Genomic DNA, 17,524 nt, shown 5'->3' on the forward strand with positions numbered 1-17,524 from the left:
TGTTATTCGATTTTTAGTAGCCCTAAGTCTTTGCCATCGGTACCTTTACCTTTTAATGGAGAATCTGAAGGTAATGCGTAGTTGGTGTCTTTAGAAAATTCGGGGGCAAGTTCCCATTGGTTTTCTACTTGGTATTTCTGATCGCCGGTAACCATAAGTTTTTCTGAATTGCTCAAAGCATTATTAAGAACTTTGACCATTGGTTCACCGACAACCAGATGCATGTTAATGGCCTTACTATCTTTAAAAATGTTGTTTTTAATAGCTGTTTCTTGAACGCCGTATAAAGATACGCTAGCATCATATTTATTTTTAGAACCGTAGCCAACATGGTCAAATACGTTATGCTCCATTTCTAAAAACGGACCAAAGGTACTTTCATCCTTACCACCTCTATATAATCTTAAGGCCGCACCTTGTAAATCGTTTATGGCATTATTCTTCATTATAAAGTACTCTACATTATAGGCACCTATATCATCTGTTTCTTTGTCTAAGGCCGCAATGCTACCAGAAATATTCTTGAAGTTTGAGTTTTGTATGCTTATGGTGTCAGCAAAAGTACCTTTAGAAACGCGCAGCACATCAAAAGAATGATTAACGACCATATCTTTAAACTCACATCTGTCAATGAACAATTTATAATTATCGATCATTGATTTTTTGCTAGTACTGATTACAGAGTTACCTGCGTAATCTGGAGATTTGGTGCCATCAAAAGTGATATTTTCTAAAGAAAGACTACCTCCGTTTTCAATTTCAAAAGCCATCATTCTTTCAAATAAGATGGTCGCTTTTTCTTTACCAAGAGTTTTAAAGGTTAGCGGGTGGTTAATTTTTACCGCTTTGGTCAGTAAATAAGTTCCGCCATCTTCAAGAATGATGATATCACCAGGTTTTGTTTCTTTTACTTTATCGTATAAGGTATTGATACCAGCAGCTACGTTAATAGTATTACCAGAATTTAACGCAACCGTATTATCTGCTTTAGAATACCATGATGTGCCAGTATTCTCTTTAGTTGCGATTTTAGGGCTAATAACAACTTTGGTTTTAATCTTATTAGAAGTAGGAATCGGAAATCCGTTTTTGTTTTTTACCAATTTAATCTTAGCATTCTTAAAACCTTCCTTAATAGTAGTTTCTGAATTTTCGCCAAGAATATTGTTCTTGAAAGTAATACCGCTAATATCATCATCAATGGTAAACACATCTTTTTTGGTATCGTTGTAAATGATGTTTTCTGAAAATTCTGAAGTTCTTGGTGCCTGACTTCTTTCTGCATCACTACCTGCACCAAAAAGAATATTATCGCAGTTTACAAAAGTGTTGCTATTTACTTTAGAATCTATAACCGGTACATATCTATTTGGTGGTGAATTAGGTACACCGTTCATCATTACAAAGGCACCTCTAAAACGATATCCCGTTAAGCCAACATGGTAGTTGTTAATTACCGTTTGTGTTTCATTTATGACACGAATACCGCCAGTACTTGGTTTGTTATTACCAATGAATACATTGCCGTCAACCAATGTTTCGTTACCATGGCGCATGGTCAATGTACCTGTACATTCAAAAAATGTATTGTATTTAAAAGTGTTGTTACAAGACTTGTTTGAGATGATTTCGTGTTCACCATTGGTTCTGTCAAAGTAGTTAGATTCCACTAAGGTGTTCGATTTTTCTAATGCGTGATGACTAGTGCCAATTCTTAAAGTTTCTCCACCATTGTTTCCGTATGTAGGTCTTGGTCCAAAATAGTTATGGTCTATTTGGTGGTTGTTGGCTCTACTATCTTCGGTATCCAAACCAACGATCATGGTAACTCCTAAATTCTTTTTACCTGCAATATGGTTATGGTCAATTCGGTTGTTTTTTCCGTAAATGGTTATCCAATAATCTTGTACTTGACGTTCAGGATTATTGAAGTTATCGATTACACATTCGGTAAGGCGAGAATTATTAGCCATTTGTTCCCTGCTTTTTCTAAAAGAAATAACAGCGTTGGTAGGGGTGTACCCATTTTTAAAAACAAGACCTTTGACAATTAAGTGATCACCTGCAATTCTAAGATTAGAAGCTCCGGATAAAATCACTTTTCCCTTTTCTTCGGCTATAAGTGTGATAGGTTTTTCTGCCGTACCATTCGCTTCAAACAGAAGTTCAGAATCCATCCAAACACCATTGGCTAGAACGATGCTGTCACCAGGTTGTACTTTCTGAAGCACTTCTGTAAACTCTGCTACATTTTTTACAATATGAGTTTGCTGCGGTTTGGTGAATGAATATGCTAGGCATATAAAAACAGATAAGAATAGAAGGTGGTATCGTCTCATAAGTCAAAATTGGTTAACCAAATTGGTTGACCAAAAATAAGGATATTTGTAAGACTGGCAAATATTTAACATAATAACAGAGGTTTAATTTGCAAATCGATAAATATCTACTTTAGAAATCATCAATTCAATAAATTCAATTACTGTTGAAATTTTAAATAATTAGATCTTTTAATTTGTAAACTGTTGCTTTTTTTTCAGTTTTAATACTCTTTGAAACCAAACCGTCATTAGAAAACTAACCTTATTCTTCAGCAGGTAAAGTTCCTGCGCCTACCGTTGCTTCTCTAAACCACACTTCTGCATAATCACCATTTACATATTGCTTTGCGATATCGCCATCATAAGTATCGGCGCCAGTACTCCAAACGATATTATCTTCAGGAGATTTACCATTAGTTTGATTATAAGCACCTTGTTTGAAATATTGAATTTCGCCAGCATATGCATTTTCGCGTTCCAGACCATCACGCCCTATTGAGGCATATAGTGTTTTAATTTGCTCAGGTAAGGTTTTAGTGAATTCAGAAGCTAATAGGTTCTTAGTAAATTTTACTGTTTCATGACCATCGCTTTCGAAGGTTAGGTACATAATACCTTTATAAACATTTATTTCATAGCTAAATTCTTCACCTAATTCGATACCATTTTCTGGTTCTGCGGGAGGGGTTGTTGCATCTGATCCAACAACAGACATGTCATTGCCCCAAACAGCTGATGAGTAATCCCATCTTTTTGAATTGTCACCTTCTGTGTTTATTTCATAATTCCAGAAAACAGAACCTTTTGTATGTCCGGGAAATTTCTTGTAGAATATCTTTATAGGTTCATTTTCATGACCTTCATCACTATGTATTTGTCCTACAACAACAGCATAGGAGGCTGCAACTCTGGCATCACCAGAGGTAGATACGTGTTGTACTTTTAAAGTGCCGGTTAATTTTCCGCCTGTTTCAGGTATCCAATGTGCTTTTTGACCTAACTCAGTTCTGGTGTTACTAGACGTTCTTGAGGTAATACCACTGTTAGGTGTTTTGTAAACTACCCAATCCGTTTTTCCGTCGTTGGCAACATAAAAGAAATCATCTTTAGCGTAATCCTTAAGATTATCTTCATAGGTGCCATCACCTAAGAGAATTTTCCATTCATCCATAAAAGGGATGACATCGCTAGGGTATGTAGTGGTCATTACACTATCGGTATTAGATGTTTCAGTGGTGTCAGAAGCTTTCTTTGAGTTGTCTTTACAGGCAAATAAAGCTACAACTGCTATGATGGTAATTATTGATTTTTTCATAGGTAATATATTTTTGCGTGGTATTAGTACATAAGTTTAAGAGGAAGGTTTTCCTGTACAACCAGCTCTCCTGAATTTTTTATTTCATTGTTAGAAGCCTTGTTGTTCTTTGCACCCCATAGACGTGCAACAAGTTTTACAGGGTTGTCAATGAATTTATTATTGGCAAGATTTACATTAATGATTCCGTAAGTATTAAGAAGTAGACCTTCTTCAGCTTTTGATCCACAATGTGTAAATGTGCTATTGGTCACTATTAAATTACCGCCAACGGTAGATTCATCGTACCCACCTCTATAGTAATCAATGACGTTCTTGGCAACCCCATCAAAAAAGCAATTGTCAATGGTTATGTTCTCAGCATTGTATTCACCTTTGTCATCGGTTTCTTCAGACAGTTCAATGCCATTTGAACAATTCTTAATTTGTGTAGAAGTAAAGGTAAGGTACTCTGAAAACGACAGTTTGTATGCTTTTAAAACATAATCGAAATTCGATATTTCACAATCAATGATGTTTAAATTATAAAGGCTGGACATATTGTTTTTTAAACTAGCAAAAGCGTACTGTTCTTTGTTTCCTACTAGTTGAATATTCTTAAGGGTAAGTTGCCCTTTAGGATTCATTTCAAATGCAGGAGTTTTAGCTGCTCCCTCATATTCAATAATTGCTTTTGCTTCTGGTGTAGCAGCCATTATAGTTATTGACTTATCAATTTTTAATGCAGAAGTTAAACTGTATTGTTGGGCGGTTAAGGTTATGGTATCTCCGCTATTTGCAGTTGAAAGTACATTTACAAGTTCATCTGTTGTACCGGCTGAATGCATTTTGCCAGATTCATTTTTAGAAGCTGTGTTAGCATACCAGTCAGTTCCATAAAGAGATACATCCATCATATCCTTTTTGTTCACAGGCTTACCTATAACAGCGCCAACCATATTATTTTCAGCTCTAGAATTACCGAATAAATCTGCCGTGATTTGGTCAAATTCAAATCCGTTATAAAGTTCAAACTCAGCTAACGAACTATCGGGCATTATAATATTACCATCAGCTATAGAAGTACCAAAATCTTTCTGGGTAAGTCCGTCAACCGCCTTAAACATCACTCCTTGATTATTAATGACATTACTTTTAAATCTAATGCCATCTATAGAGTCATGGGTAACAATTGGCTGCTTATCTCCTTTGTCATTATAAATAAGATTATTTGCCACAGTTGTTCGTATAGGTGTTGCGGATCTAATCTCTGACTTAGGTAAAATATCTTTTTGATCTGTGTTCGATCCTACTCCAAATTGCCAAGGCGACACGCAATTTACCCAAGAATTATTGGCAACAACAACATCGGTAACTTGTAAATATCTGTTCAATGGTGATTTTGGAATACCGTTCATTACGGCAAGCGGGCTCCTAAATGTTTGTCCGTTTAAATTGTAGAAGTAATTATTAGTAACCCAGTGTCCGGTACCAATTAAGCGAACACCGCCAATTTGTTCAGAATTTTCATCCCCTATAAAAACATTCCCGTCAATAATACAATAGTTACCATGTCTTGTAACCAAAGAGCCTTCACTCTTATAAAAGACATTATTTCTAAATTCATTGAAATTGGTTTTACTAGAGATAACTTCTACTTCACCGTTACAATGGTCAAAAAAGTTATTGGCGACCAAGGTATGACTAGGTGCCATAGAGGTAAAGCTATTTCCCAGTTGTATGGTTTCTGCACTAGGTCCGCCCTTTGGAGGTCTAGGACCAAAATAGTTATTGGTGATTTTGTGGTAATTCTTTATGCTGTTATTACCTGCCAAATCAATTCTAACCGTAGGTCCTCTATTAGATTTTCCGGCAATGTAGCAATGGTCTAGCTCATTGTGTCGCCCTTTGAATAACACCCATAAATCGGTTTGATTTCGTTGTGCCTTATTAAAATCTATAATAGCACTGTTGGTGATTTTACAATGGTTAGCAACCGAGTCTTCACTAATACCAAAATCGATAACCGCAGAAGAAGGAGACGATCCGTTAGTGAAATACAGACCATTAACGTTCAAATACTCACCTGCAAGTTTTAGATCAGAAGTACCGGTAATTAAAACTTCACCAGGGGTTTCTGCTCTTAATGTAATAGGGTTTTTCTCATTACCGTATGCTACAAATTTGATATTTACGTCTTTCCAATCTCCATTGGCCATAACAATATCATCACCAGGTTTTGCCTCGGCAATTGCTGTGTTCAATTCATTGATATCCTTTACTGTAATTGCGCTACTGCTGCTTGATTGTTCACCACAGGAAAGCAGTAGAAAAACAAATGCTAATAATAAGAAACACTTTTTCATTGTAATTGTATATGTTGTTAATCTGGTTTGAAACCAAATGTAGGTTTAGATGTATGACTTACTATGAAATCAAGATAAACTGGTTAACCAGTTTGGTTGACCAAAAATACATATATTTGTAAGAATGGCAACTAATTAACACAAAACCTATTGATAAAATATAAAAGGGATGTTAAAAATGAGAGAAGATAAAAAAGGTGTTTCTAGAAGAAATTTTACCAAGAAATCGGCTATGGCATTGGCGTGCTTGCCTTTAGTGCGATTAGAAGGTAGTTTTTTAAAGCCAAAAATTGCTACAACTGATGCTATTGAGGTACATCTTTTTTCTAAGCATTTACAATTTCTTAATTATAATGAGATGTCTGCAGCCGCCGCAGAAATAGGATTTAATGGATTGGATCTAACAGTGCGCCCAAAAGGACACATTCTGCCAGAAAAGGTAAGTGAAAATTTACCGGCAGCAGTAGAAGCTATGCAGAAAGTTGGGTTATCACCAAAAATGATGACCACTAACGTTTGGGATATTACAGATGATCGCCAGCAAGAAGTATTGAAAACGGCTAGTACATTAGGTATTGAATACTATCGTACCGGTTGGTTAAGTTATCCTGAAGATAAGTCAATAGATGAAAGTCTATTACAATATGCCACTGAAGCTAAAAATCTAGAAATTTTAAATAAAGAGTTAGGGATTATTGGTTGCTATCAAAATCATGCAGGTAATCATGTGGGTGCTCCAATTTGGGATTTGCCTACAATTTTTTCAAAAACAAATGGCGAATTTTTAGGTTGTCAATATGATATAAGACATGCCGTTGTAGAAGGAGCAAAAAGTTGGGAGTTAGATTTGCGCCGTATTCAATCGTATATAAAATCTATTGTAATTAAAGATTTTAAATGGGGAAAGAAAGATGGTTTGTGGCAGCCTATTAATACTCCTTTGGGGGAAGGTATGGTAGATTTTAATAGATATTTCTCTTTACTTAAAAAATATAAGATCAATGTGCCCATTTCATTACATTTAGAATATGATCTTGGTGGAGCGGAGCATGGTGCAACGAAAATTACAATGGATAAAAAAGAAGTGTTTGCCAAGATGAAAAAGGATTTGACCTTTTTACAAGAAGCATGGAAAAAAGCCGAATAATATAAATTTTCAGATTAAAAAGAATGACCAAAATAGCTAAAGCAACAAAAGATAAATTAAGAAAGGTGAGTACGGCGACCGTTGCAACCTGTTTATTTAAAAAAGGATTGAAAAACCAGTTCATACAACATGTAAAGCCATTAAAATTAGGAAGACCTACTATGGTGGGTGAGGCTTACACCTTACGTTACATACCAGCTCGTGAAGATCTGAATCCTATCACTGTATTTAGAGATCCAAAGCATTTACAGAGAGTAGCGGTAGAAGAGTGCCCAGAAGGAGCTGTTATGGTTATAGATAGCAGGCAAAATGCCAGAGCGGCATCTGCTGGATCAATTTTGGTGACAAGACTTATGGTGAGAAATGCAGAAGGAATTGTTACTGATGGAGGATTTAGAGATTCTGCAGAAATTGCAGACTTAAATTTTTCATCCTATCATAATAGACCAACGGCGCCAACTAATTTAACGTTACACCAAGCGATTGCTATCAACGACCCAATAGGTTGTGGAGATGTAGCTGTTTTTCCTGGTGATATTATACTTGGGGATGATGACGGTGTAATGGTTATACCAGCGCATCTTGCAGATGAGGTTGCAGATGAATGTATACAAATGACAATGTATGAGGAGTTTGTAATAGAGCAGGTTCAAGGAGGTAGGGCAGTAATAGGTCTATACCCTATGGTAGATGAAAGTATAAAGGCGAAGTTTGAAAAGTGGAAGTCAGAAAGAAACTAATAATTTTGATATTATAAAGAAAGGTGGACAATTCTATATGGAATTGTCCACCTTTTTTATTTTTAAAATGTATCGAAACAATATTATTCACCACCTCTGGCAGGGTAATCATTTTTCGTAACATAGTCGATTGCGTTCAAAATATCGTCCCAATGTGGTCTAGCAAATGGCATTGTTTGAATTGCACTTGCATATAATGTATTGTCAGGGCGAATTAAAAATAATCCAGGTTCTGAAAATTCATCCGGTTCTTTGTCCGATGTTTTTTTAGATACATACAAGCCCCATTCTCTAGCGGTCTCAATTGGTAAATTATAACCAACAGGTAGTTCGGGTATATTCCATTCTTTGCCTGCTTTTTTTGCACGTTCTTCACTATCGCTGCTAATAGCGATTAGGTGAACGCCTCTATCACTAAAATCTTTTAATCTTGTGGCAAGGTCTTCTAGGTAGTTTTTACAAACAGGGCAGTGTAGTCCTCTATAGAATACGACCATGGTAAAAGATATACTAGCTTGGTCATATAAGCTCCATTGAGTATCGTTAATTAAAGATATTTTTAAATCAGGTACTTCTGATGTGGGTTTTATCATTGTAATAGTATTTTATAATTAATATTTTCATAAAGGTATGTGAGCCATGTTTTATTGGTTTGTTGTATACCTTTTAGTATTAGTGCAATACATGATTAGAATTGGTTTCTATTTATTTTCAGCTAACCATTGTTCGTATTTTGCATACTGAGCACTAGACAAAATACTTTCCATCTGTCGTGTTTGCTCACTTTCAATACTACCTGACATTTCTCCACTGGCAGTGTTGGCCTGTTTGCTTTTAAAACGATTCATTTCAGAAGTAAAAGTGCTAATTTGTTCTTTGCTCATTTCTAATTTGGTGAACATAGTAGCGTATGTATCATCTAAAATTTTTGAAGTATTTTGAATACCGTCATTTTCCGTGGTGTTAGTTAATTCATTTTCTACAGTTGACTTTTCTGAAGTATTCACTAAGTTTTTTTTAGTGCTTGAGCATGAGGTCAAAATGGCTATTAAGGCTAACGTAACTATGATTCTATTTTTCATGATTTTCATATTTTAAAATTCCCAAGAAAATTATGGCTTTAAATAAATTTCAATAGTCGCTATCACATTTAAAATTGACTCTTAGAACATAAGGGTCGTTATTTATTATAATACTGGAAAAAATCTAATGACTACTATTTTTTTTGTAAGAAAAATAATACTGTTTAGCACATGTAATTGATTTAAAGTTACTACCTTAATGATTGTTTTAAGCAATTCAATAGTACTTCTATATGTATAATCTTGTTTATAAGTCAATTGCCAATAGCCTAACACCTGCTCAGATTGATGAAATTCTAATAGAATCAAGAGATTTTAATGGCAAAAACGATATTACAGGATGTCTTATTTATCATGAAGGTTTTTTTGTGCAATACTTAGAAGGTGATGCTGAAATAGTCTTGGCTTTATTTGATAAGATAAGGGTAGATACGCGTCATTATGAAGTTATTCTTTTATCTCATGGCAATATTTATTCTAGGGAATTTGATACTTGGAGTATGGCTTATTTGTCCAATCAATTACCTAATGAGGCTTTTAAGTACATAAAATTAATGGTGAGTCCAGAAGAGGAGATACCTAATATGTCTGTAGTTCCTAACCCTACCTCAAAAAAATTCTGGATCGCTGCAAAAACCGTATTAAACAAGATAGGCCATAATAATTTCAATTAAGAGGTGTTTTGCGCAGTGTTACCTATAAGATTATATAAACACTATTGTTTTAAGTAATCTAAACTCTTGTCAGAAGAGAATTTAGAATTATGTACAATTAAAATTAGCCTTAGTAAATTATGGGCAAACCTTTTAGAATATTCATTTATATCTTTTAAATCTTCAATTCTTTTCAAATCTTCATATCGCTTATAAAATTCCGTAGCACATTTATCGGTTTTAAATTCAATTTTGTGTAGGGTTTCTGTAAGTATATGATAAACCTTTAAGGCTTTCCCTTTGGTATAATAATCAAGCTGATATCGCTGTAGTTCTAATGAAAGTTCTTTGCAGTTTTTAAATGCCATAAGTTATGGTGTAAGTAAAAAGTAATTGAATATCAATAGATTGTCATTTTAATTATAAATGTAGGTATTTTACTACAAATATTTAAATTATCAAGCTAAAAATTATCAGTAAAATGGTTTTGGGTCATAATTCAATTTTATTGGAAGAAAATTATGTAACATATGGTATTAGCTTTGAAGTGTATACGCTAAGATTGACCAACATGACAGAATTGAAAATATACATTGCAGATGATGATTTTGATGATCGCGATTTTTTTATGGAAGCTTTAAAGAACATCCCTTTAAAAACGGAAGTATCTCAATTTGATAATGGCGTTGATTTAATGGATAAATTGTTTTCTGATGTCAATTTACCCCATGTTATTTTTTTAGATTTATATATGCCGATTATGGATGGATTTGAATGTCTTATGGATATAAGAAATTTCAAAAAATTCAATAATATTTATATCATAGCGTATTCATCAATATATAGAGATAGAGAAGTAAACCAACTTAAACAAGATGGTGCCAATCAGTTTTTAAAAAAATCATCCTCTTTTAAAGAATTAAAGGAGTTGTTGCTAAAATCATTAAAATCAGTACCTATCAATAATAGCGAAGTCTTGCCCAAAGAAGAGTTTATCGTGTTAACTTAATTAAAATCGCTGTTCTTCTCTTATCAAAAATATTATTTAAGCATACTTTTCATTAATTTACATATCAAAATATAACCCATGAAAAATATTCTTAGAACTCTTATAGTAGTAACATTAATGATTATTAGTGGAGCTCAAGTTAATGCTCAGAAAAAACTAGGCCAAGAAACTGTAGCGGATTTACAGAAAACCCCTAAATATGGTTTTATACTTACTACAGAAAGGCATTTTAAGGGAGTATTAAATATGTATGACCTTTTGATTGAAAATGGTGTTGAAATTGAGGAATGTGAAATCGTAGTCAAAGGAAAGGTGGTTACACAATTGGTCAGAGATTCAGAGTTAGAAAAGTTCTTTCAAAAGTATAAGGGAAAAGTAAAAGTAAGTGTTTGTAGTGTTGCTATGAAAAAATTAGGTGTGGCAAAAGAAACACTTTTTGATGGTCTTGATGTTACCCCGACCGCATCGGTTCGCATGTTGCAACTACAAGCCAATGGTTATAATACGTTGACGTATTAAAAAAGTATGACGGCAACTATTTTATTTATTCTGATAAGCTAGTTTCGCTCATCTAATGCTCTCCATATAAGATATAATAGTAATAAGATATTATTAGCCGCTAAACGGAGTTTAAGCGGCTTTTTTTATAATGGTTCTTTCATTAAACAATTTCTATATTTGCTGGTCGAAAACTCAAAGCTAAATCTTAACACCTAAAATGAAAGTCTGTATTGCCGAAAAACCATCTGTGGCACGTGAAATTGCATCTGTTCTTGGTGCAAGTGCCAAACATGACGGGTACTACGAAGGCAATGGTTATGCAGTTACCTATACTTTTGGACATCTCTGTACATTAAAGGAGCCAAACGATTACAAGCCACATTGGAAAAGTTGGGATTTGAATAATCTACCAATGCTACCTGATCATTTTGGAACAAAAGTTTCTGGAGATTCGGGTATCAAAAAACAGTTTAAGATTATCAAGCAATTATTTGACAAGGCAGAAGTTGTAATCAATTGTGGGGATGCTGGTCAGGAAGGAGAATTGATACAACGTTGGGTATTGAACGAGGCAAATTATAAAGGTAAGGTAGAGCGGCTTTGGATTTCTTCGCTTACTACCGAGGCCATTAAAGAAGGTTTTAAGAATTTAAAACCTTCTACAGATTATGATAATTTATATTATGCGGGTTTTTCGAGAGCTATAGGAGATTGGCTCTTAGGTATGAATGCCACGCGTTTGTATACCTTAAAACATGGTGGTTACAAGCAAGTATTATCTGTAGGGCGAGTACAAACCCCCACTTTGGCAATGTTGGTACATAGGTTTAAAGAAATAGAAAATTTTAAGCCACAGCCTTACTGGGAGCTACAAACTTTATATCGAGATACTTTATTTAGCTACGAAGAAGGTCGTTTTCTAAAAGTAGAGGATGGCGAAAAATTGGCAAATATTGTAAAAGAGCACGATTTTGAAATTGTTTCTACTACTAAGAAAGCCGGTAATGAATATGCGCCCAAGCTTTTTGATTTAACGGGATTGCAAGTATATTGTAATACTAAATTTGGTTTTAGCGCAGATGAAACTTTAAAGATCGTACAGAAGTTATATGAGCAAAAAGTAGTTACGTACCCAAGGGTAGATACCACATTTTTACCTAATGATGTATATCCAAAAGTTCCGGGAATACTTAAAAATCTTTCGAATTACGATACGCTAACGAAACCTCTTAATGGTAAAAAATTAAAGAAAACCAAAAAGGTTTTTGATGATAGTAAGGTTACGGATCATCATGCTATTATACCAACAGGTCAACAAATGAACTTGCAATACAATCAGCAGCAGGTTTATGATATCATCGTCCGTCGTTTTATTGCCGTATTCTATCCAGATTGTAAAGTTTCCAATACTACCGTAATCGGTAAAGCGGAAAAAGTACAGTTTAAAACCACCGGTAAAGAAATAGTAGAAAAAGGATGGCGTGTAGTTTTTGAAACACCAAATAGTACAGCTAAAGAATCAGGAATATTACCCACATTTAAAAAGGGGGAAAAAGGACCTCACGAACCTTCTTTTCTTGAAAAGCAGACAAAACCACCAAAGCAATATACAGAAGCATCCCTCTTACGAGCCATGGAAACAGCAGGGAAAAAAGTTGAAGATGAAGAGCTACGTGAGTTAATGAAAGAAAATGGTATAGGTAGACCTTCTACGCGTGCCAATATCATAGAAACCCTGTTCCGTAGAAAATATATAAAAAGGAATAAAAAACAAGTTATACCTACTGTTACCGGTATTCAGTTAATTGATACCATACAAAATGAGATGCTGAAATCTGCCGAGCTTACAGGTAAATGGGAAAAGCAGCTAAAAGATATTGAAAAAGGTACTTTCAATGCCGGTAGTTTCATTAAACAAATGAAGCAAATGGTAGATCAGCTGGTTTACGAGGTACGCAGTGAAACTAGAAAGGCAAATATATCTTCTGTAAATAACAAACCGGCAGCTGCGACTTCTAAAAAGAAAGCGGTTAAAAAATCGACCACATTGACTTTGGAGGTTTGCCCTAAATGCAAAAAGGGAAGTATACGAAAAGGAAAAACGGCCTATGGTTGTTCTGAGTTTAAGAAGACGTGCGATTTCGTAATACCCTTTAAGTTTGAGGGTAAAACCATATCGGAAAAACAATATATTAGGCTGTTCCAAAAAGGATCGACGGTAAATTTAAAAGGCTTTAAAGTTGATGGAACTTCAGTAGAAGGCTTGGTTAGGTTCGATGAAAATTTTAAGTTGAAATTAGAGCCGAAGAAAGCAAAGATTCAAGCAAAATCCGCTAGCGAAGAAAATAGGTGTCCTAAATGTAATAAAGGCACTATAGTAAAAGGAAAAACTGCGTATGGCTGTAGTGATTACAAAGCAGGTTGTGATTTTAGGTTTAGCTTTGAAACTATTCGAGAAAAAGCAAATGGTCAGCAATTGACCAAGGATTTGGTTTTTCAAATATTTAGGGGAGCATAAGAATATCCGTCAGTTTTCCAAATAGTTTTTTATCGATAACAAAACTCCGTCCGGTGATTTTCGGGTTATGATTTCAAAAAAGCCCTATTTTTTCTAGTGTTCTAATTTTCCATGGATTTCGCTGAGTATAACTTGAAATAATTTTAGCGGTATGGTACGAATGTTTTTTAGGGTCAAGCATATCCTTTAAATCTTCTAGACTTGATACGGATTGAGAATTATCAAGAAATCCGAATCCTTGATAAACACCGTGAAGGATTAACACAAAACTACGTTCGTCTTTTGTACGTCCTTTTTCAAAAATTACATAATTGTCCTTTTCATTATTGAGGAAGTCCAAGGCATTTTCAACTTTCTCATTATATAATCCTATGGCTTCTTCTCCAGCACAGACACCATCACATTCATTATATTCCCCGTGGGTACATCTACCTAACTTACTTTTCAAGCCTGTTTGTAACGGACATAATCTAAACTTTTTAGTCAGTTCTAGTAAGCGTTTAACGGCATCACCTCTTTTTAAGAATATTTCGGTAGGGGAGTGTTGAAAAGGCCTTCTTTCTATTTTTAATTGCAAAATGCCCTTTCTGTTTTTTTGCGGTACAATGTGGTAGGTGATATAACTTTTCTTTTGAATGTAATTAAACGGTGGGTCTAATTTATCGATCAGGTCTGCTTCTCGTAATAAAGCAATGAGTTCGCTACCGGTAGTTTCAAAATCTATATGGTAAGTAGCATCACAAAGAGTTATTTCTTTCTCGCTCGAGTTATAGAAATGGCTCAATATCCTTTTTTTAATATCCTTGGCCTTACCTACATAAATTACTTCACCTCTTTGGTCCTGGAACTTGTAAATGCCCGGGGAGTTCGGTAATGAGTTTAGTTTTTGATAGGCTATGTTTTTAGGAGCTATATGTTCTTTCTCAACTTTAGGTTCTAAGAATTTAGAGATGACCATTTCGTCATCATCAAGTAAAATCAATCTTTGAAATAGTATGGCAACTGCAGCATTATCATCATCTAAATCATTTGATTCTATGTATGGTATATTGAGAACACCGCTCAAATAAGGTAATTCATAACTGGTCATATTCGGTATTAGCTTCTTTGCCAACCGCACAGTACATAGTTGTGGAATTTTAAATGAATATCCTAAGTATTTAAATTCAGATTGTAAGGCATAATGTAGAAATGATGCGTTATGACCAACCAATATATGGTCTTCAAGTTCTGTTAATATATTATGGGCAATTTCTGAAAAGGTAGGTGCCTTCAACAACATGGTATCGGTCAATCCTGTTTTTTGCTGAATGTAATTTGGTAAGCGTTCTTCTGGGTTAATGTTCGTTCGAAATATAGTTTCGTAATAATCACCCATAAGTTTACTTATAGTCAGTTGAACTATTCTTAAGGGATTTGGTTTGTAGCCAAAAGTGGTCATCGAAATAATCGCAAATTTTCTCTCTCGCATTTTTGGTGTTTAGCTAAAATCCATACCTGAAGATAAATCCATTTTGTTCGGTTCTGCGGCATCTTTCACTGGCTTAAAATCATAGCCTACGGTTTCTTGTTTTACCAATCCGTCAGGTATGGCCGTTAAAAAATAGGTTTCTGCGTCATCTGCTTGCTGACCTGAATTTGTGGGAATTGATTTACCATGAATTGCCGATATGGAAGCGGTGTTTCTAGTAATGATCAATCTATTCTTGGCACGTGTCAATGCAACGTACAATACCCTACGGTCTTCTTCAATGGCATCTACATCATCTAAAGACCAAGCGGAAGGAAAAGCTTTTGGCGATACATTTAAAACAATACATACATCGGCTTCCAGTCCTTTAGCAGAGTGGATGGTAGATATAACAACATGGTCTTTTTCTTCATCGGTCTCTAATTTTGATTCACTTAAAACAGGTGCACCGTTCATCTTTTCGGCATTATCTAATAGCCCTTCACCAATAAATTCACCTAAGCTTGAGTAACTATTGGCCAAAAGTTTTAAAACGGGGAAATCTCCTTTACGCTTTTCTATCCAATCTTTTCGATATCTAAAAGCCAGCCCTAATGACATGGCATCGTAAGCAATGTCAACCATTTTACCCACTTTGCCCTTCTCTTTTTGAACGGCATTGTAAAGTTCTGCAATTTTAATTCCGTCTTTACCGGGAATGGCACCTTGCAAAAGGGTAGGGATATCGGTTTTACCATCATCTGCCAAGATTACCGCCATAATTCTAGAAGCCCTTACTTCTCCTATTCCTTCCCAAAAAGTCAGGAATCTTACCCACGCAATTTCATCGTATGGGTTGTTGACTATTCGTAATAATGAAACCAGATCTTTTATATGTGCAGCCTGTAGAAATTTACGTCCGCCATAAGTGACATAGGGTATTTTTCTTCTTATAAATACTGCCTGTAGTGTTTTGGTGTAATACTGAGAGCGTGATAAAACAAGGTGATCGGCAAACTTACGGTCCTCATCTGTATAGTTTTTTAAAATTTCATCGGCTACCCAATTGGCTTCTTGCCACTCATCACTTACATTTAATAATATAGGTACCTCTCCGCTTCCTCGTACTGACTGTAATTGTTTTTTATAATCAATGGGCGACTTGTCTAACAACCAATTTGAAATATCTAAAATCTCTTGTGTAGAGCGGTAATTTTTTTCAAGTTTATAAACCTCAGAGTTGGGTACACGTTCTTTAAATTGATGCACATTTCTAAAATCCGCACCTCTAAAAGAATAGATCGATTGTGCATCATCACCAACGCAGAACAAACTGCAGATATCGATAAATGGCGAAAGTAGCTCCCATTGCAAGGGGTTGGTATCTTGCATTTCATCAACAAGAAGATAATCGAGATCTTGAGATAATAGCTTTCTTGCCTCGGGGTTAGATTTTAGTTGAGTAGATACCACTAACAGCAGATCATCATAATCTAAATAACGCTGCTCCATTTTTTTCTTTTGATATGCCCTAAGTAATATCTCTACATTAGGCTTCATGGCGGTTATTTCATACTCCGTATCCTTATCTTCTTTCCCCTTATAAACTAGGGTACGTATAGATTCGGTCAAATTCTTTTTGGTGTTTCTAGCATAAGAATAGACATCTAATAACTGCTGTGGTTTTATACGAAGTTTACCATAAACATCGCTATGGCTGCCAGAAACCATTTTCATTAAACCTAATTGATCATCTGGGTCGATTACCGTAAAATTAGCGGCACCGAACAAATTAGGATACTTAATGATGAGTTGATTGCACCATGAGTGAAATGTGGCGCCGTTAAGCGTACGCCCGCTAGATTGTGGTAAGCTTGCTTTTACACGCTCAACAATTTCATTGGCGGCTTTTTTGGTAAATGTGAGTATTTGTATTTTAGCCGGGTTTGCACCATCTTCGATCAAATAGGCGGCCCTCGCAATTATGGTACGCGTTTTTCCAGTACCCGCACCGGCAAGTACCAGAAGATGTTTACCCGAAAATTCAACAGCTCTTAACTGTTGTTTGTTAAGTTCTTCTTTTAAACTCATGTAGTCTTCATATTAAATAGAGTTCTAATATTACTTGCTTCATTACTAATGATTAAGGTTTGAATGAGATTCTAAATCGTTTATAAATTACTGCGGTCTTGCCTAAAAGCATAACTCTAATTGTTTAATGATTAACCTTATAAAAATAGCAGTAGTTGTGGTTGGTATTTTTAATAGTTATAATATTTTCTTTATGTAGACTATACTAATGTTTTTTAGCCTCGATTTTTTACACAAAGTCCTCAATATAAAAGTGTTCCTATATCTTATTTCTGGAGCAATCTATCTCTTTTCTGCCCATTGTTAATAATATTTTCAAATTTACATTAAATTATTTGGATAATATCCTGAA

14 protein-coding genes are annotated in these 17,524 nt (G+C 34.9%); 6 read left to right on the forward strand and 8 right to left on the reverse strand.

All coding sequences use genetic code 11. The features are described 5' to 3' along the window. Nucleotides 1-2: 2 nt before the first annotated feature. The 3 genes from SJY30_RS17300 to SJY30_RS17310 form a co-directional block, all read right to left on the reverse strand. A complete protein-coding gene (locus tag SJY30_RS17300) occupies nucleotides 3-2,339 on the reverse strand; it encodes a chondroitinase-B domain-containing protein (RefSeq protein ID WP_396633363.1) in 2,337 nt (778 codons plus the stop codon). A gap of 244 nt (nucleotides 2,340-2,583) precedes the next feature. Continuing rightward, nucleotides 2,584-3,636 carry a polysaccharide lyase family 7 protein gene (locus SJY30_RS17305; protein WP_396633364.1) on the reverse strand — a complete coding sequence of 351 codons (1,053 nt, stop codon included), beginning with the start codon at nucleotides 3,634-3,636 and terminating at the stop codon, nucleotides 2,584-2,586. 23 nt (nucleotides 3,637-3,659) lie between these two features. After that, a complete protein-coding gene (locus tag SJY30_RS17310; RefSeq protein WP_396633365.1) occupies nucleotides 3,660-5,981 on the reverse strand; it encodes a chondroitinase-B domain-containing protein in 2,322 nt (773 codons plus the stop codon). A 178-nt stretch (nucleotides 5,982-6,159) separates the two neighbouring features. Here SJY30_RS17310 and SJY30_RS17315 point away from each other — a divergent pair, with 178 nt between their 5' ends. Together SJY30_RS17315 and SJY30_RS17320 are read left to right on the forward strand one after the other, a co-directional pair. Continuing rightward, a complete protein-coding gene (locus SJY30_RS17315; RefSeq protein WP_396633366.1) occupies nucleotides 6,160-7,128 on the forward strand; it encodes a sugar phosphate isomerase/epimerase family protein in 969 nt (322 codons plus the stop codon). A gap of 23 nt (nucleotides 7,129-7,151) precedes the next feature. Next, the gene (locus tag SJY30_RS17320; RefSeq protein ID WP_396633367.1) at nucleotides 7,152-7,868 is read left to right on the forward strand and encodes a ribonuclease activity regulator RraA; all 717 of its coding nucleotides are present in this window, start codon (nucleotides 7,152-7,154) and stop codon (nucleotides 7,866-7,868) included. An 83-nt stretch (nucleotides 7,869-7,951) separates the two neighbouring features. Here SJY30_RS17320 and SJY30_RS17325 read toward each other — a convergent pair whose 3' ends face one another. Beyond that, on the reverse strand, nucleotides 7,952-8,461 hold the full coding sequence (locus SJY30_RS17325; RefSeq protein ID WP_396633368.1) for a peroxiredoxin-like family protein: 510 nt from the start codon (nucleotides 8,459-8,461) through the stop codon (nucleotides 7,952-7,954). Nucleotides 8,462-8,569: 108 nt separating this feature from the next. After that, entirely contained in the window at nucleotides 8,570-8,950 is a 381-nt protein-coding gene (locus SJY30_RS17330) for a hypothetical protein (RefSeq protein WP_396633369.1), read from the reverse strand. A gap of 233 nt (nucleotides 8,951-9,183) precedes the next feature. Here SJY30_RS17330 and SJY30_RS17335 point away from each other — a divergent pair, with 233 nt between their 5' ends. Continuing rightward, nucleotides 9,184-9,624: a BLUF domain-containing protein gene (locus SJY30_RS17335; protein ID WP_396633370.1), complete on the forward strand. Its 441-nt coding sequence runs from the start codon at nucleotides 9,184-9,186 to the stop codon at nucleotides 9,622-9,624. A gap of 41 nt (nucleotides 9,625-9,665) precedes the next feature. Here the strand turns inward: SJY30_RS17335 and SJY30_RS17340 are convergent, their stop codons facing one another. Next, nucleotides 9,666-9,971 carry a hypothetical protein gene (locus tag SJY30_RS17340; protein WP_396633371.1) on the reverse strand — a complete coding sequence of 102 codons (306 nt, stop codon included), beginning with the start codon at nucleotides 9,969-9,971 and terminating at the stop codon, nucleotides 9,666-9,668. Between the two features lie 140 nt (nucleotides 9,972-10,111). On the opposite strand from SJY30_RS17340, the gene SJY30_RS17345 reads away from it, so the two are divergent. The 3 genes from SJY30_RS17345 to SJY30_RS17355 all read left to right on the forward strand — a co-directional run bounded on the left by SJY30_RS17345 (nucleotide 10,112) and on the right by SJY30_RS17355 (nucleotide 13,631). Beyond that, nucleotides 10,112-10,612 (forward strand): response regulator, encoded by a 501-nt coding sequence (locus SJY30_RS17345; RefSeq protein WP_396633372.1) that lies wholly within the window; start codon nucleotides 10,112-10,114, stop codon nucleotides 10,610-10,612. Nucleotides 10,613-10,690: 78 nt separating this feature from the next. Further along, on the forward strand, nucleotides 10,691-11,131 hold the full coding sequence (locus tag SJY30_RS17350) for a DsrE family protein (protein WP_396633373.1): 441 nt from the start codon (nucleotides 10,691-10,693) through the stop codon (nucleotides 11,129-11,131). Between the two features lie 199 nt (nucleotides 11,132-11,330). Next, nucleotides 11,331-13,631 carry a DNA topoisomerase 3 gene (locus tag SJY30_RS17355; RefSeq protein ID WP_396633374.1) on the forward strand — a complete coding sequence of 767 codons (2,301 nt, stop codon included), beginning with the start codon at nucleotides 11,331-11,333 and terminating at the stop codon, nucleotides 13,629-13,631. A gap of 73 nt (nucleotides 13,632-13,704) precedes the next feature. Here the strand turns inward: SJY30_RS17355 and SJY30_RS17360 are convergent, their stop codons facing one another. Both SJY30_RS17360 and SJY30_RS17365 read right to left on the reverse strand, forming a co-directional pair. Beyond that, nucleotides 13,705-15,102 carry an exonuclease domain-containing protein gene (locus tag SJY30_RS17360; protein WP_396633375.1) on the reverse strand — a complete coding sequence of 466 codons (1,398 nt, stop codon included), beginning with the start codon at nucleotides 15,100-15,102 and terminating at the stop codon, nucleotides 13,705-13,707. Nucleotides 15,103-15,111: 9 nt separating this feature from the next. Further along, nucleotides 15,112-17,172 carry an ATP-dependent helicase gene (locus SJY30_RS17365; RefSeq protein WP_396633376.1) on the reverse strand — a complete coding sequence of 687 codons (2,061 nt, stop codon included), beginning with the start codon at nucleotides 17,170-17,172 and terminating at the stop codon, nucleotides 15,112-15,114. Between the last annotated feature and the right edge of the window lie 352 nt (nucleotides 17,173-17,524).

The organism is Maribacter sp. R86514 (genome assembly GCF_044597005.1).
Taxonomy (GTDB): Bacteria; Bacteroidota; Bacteroidia; order Flavobacteriales; family Flavobacteriaceae; genus Maribacter.

What these genes read in the sequence shown, in the direction of transcription:
- SJY30_RS17300 (WP_396633363.1), bottom strand. Translation starts at nt 2,339, where the DNA reads ATGAGACGATACCACCTTCTATTCTTATCTGTTTTTATATGCCTAGCA.
- SJY30_RS17330 (WP_396633369.1), bottom strand. Translation starts at nt 8,950, where the DNA reads ATGAAAAATAGAATCATAGTTACGTTAGCCTTAATAGCCATTTTGACC.
- SJY30_RS17305 (WP_396633364.1), bottom strand. Translation starts at nt 3,636, where the DNA reads ATGAAAAAATCAATAATTACCATCATAGCAGTTGTAGCTTTATTTGCC.
- SJY30_RS17320 (WP_396633367.1), top strand. Translation starts at nt 7,152, where the DNA reads ATGACCAAAATAGCTAAAGCAACAAAAGATAAATTAAGAAAGGTGAGT.
- SJY30_RS17365 (WP_396633376.1), bottom strand. Translation starts at nt 17,172, where the DNA reads ATGAGTTTAAAAGAAGAACTTAACAAACAACAGTTAAGAGCTGTTGAA.
- SJY30_RS17355 (WP_396633374.1), top strand. Translation starts at nt 11,331, where the DNA reads ATGAAAGTCTGTATTGCCGAAAAACCATCTGTGGCACGTGAAATTGCA.
- SJY30_RS17340 (WP_396633371.1), bottom strand. Translation starts at nt 9,971, where the DNA reads ATGGCATTTAAAAACTGCAAAGAACTTTCATTAGAACTACAGCGATAT.
- SJY30_RS17315 (WP_396633366.1), top strand. Translation starts at nt 6,160, where the DNA reads ATGAGAGAAGATAAAAAAGGTGTTTCTAGAAGAAATTTTACCAAGAAA.
- SJY30_RS17360 (WP_396633375.1), bottom strand. Translation starts at nt 15,102, where the DNA reads ATGCGAGAGAGAAAATTTGCGATTATTTCGATGACCACTTTTGGCTAC.
- SJY30_RS17310 (WP_396633365.1), bottom strand. Translation starts at nt 5,981, where the DNA reads ATGAAAAAGTGTTTCTTATTATTAGCATTTGTTTTTCTACTGCTTTCC.
- SJY30_RS17325 (WP_396633368.1), bottom strand. Translation starts at nt 8,461, where the DNA reads ATGATAAAACCCACATCAGAAGTACCTGATTTAAAAATATCTTTAATT.
- SJY30_RS17350 (WP_396633373.1), top strand. Translation starts at nt 10,691, where the DNA reads ATGAAAAATATTCTTAGAACTCTTATAGTAGTAACATTAATGATTATT.
- SJY30_RS17335 (WP_396633370.1), top strand. Translation starts at nt 9,184, where the DNA reads ATGTATAATCTTGTTTATAAGTCAATTGCCAATAGCCTAACACCTGCT.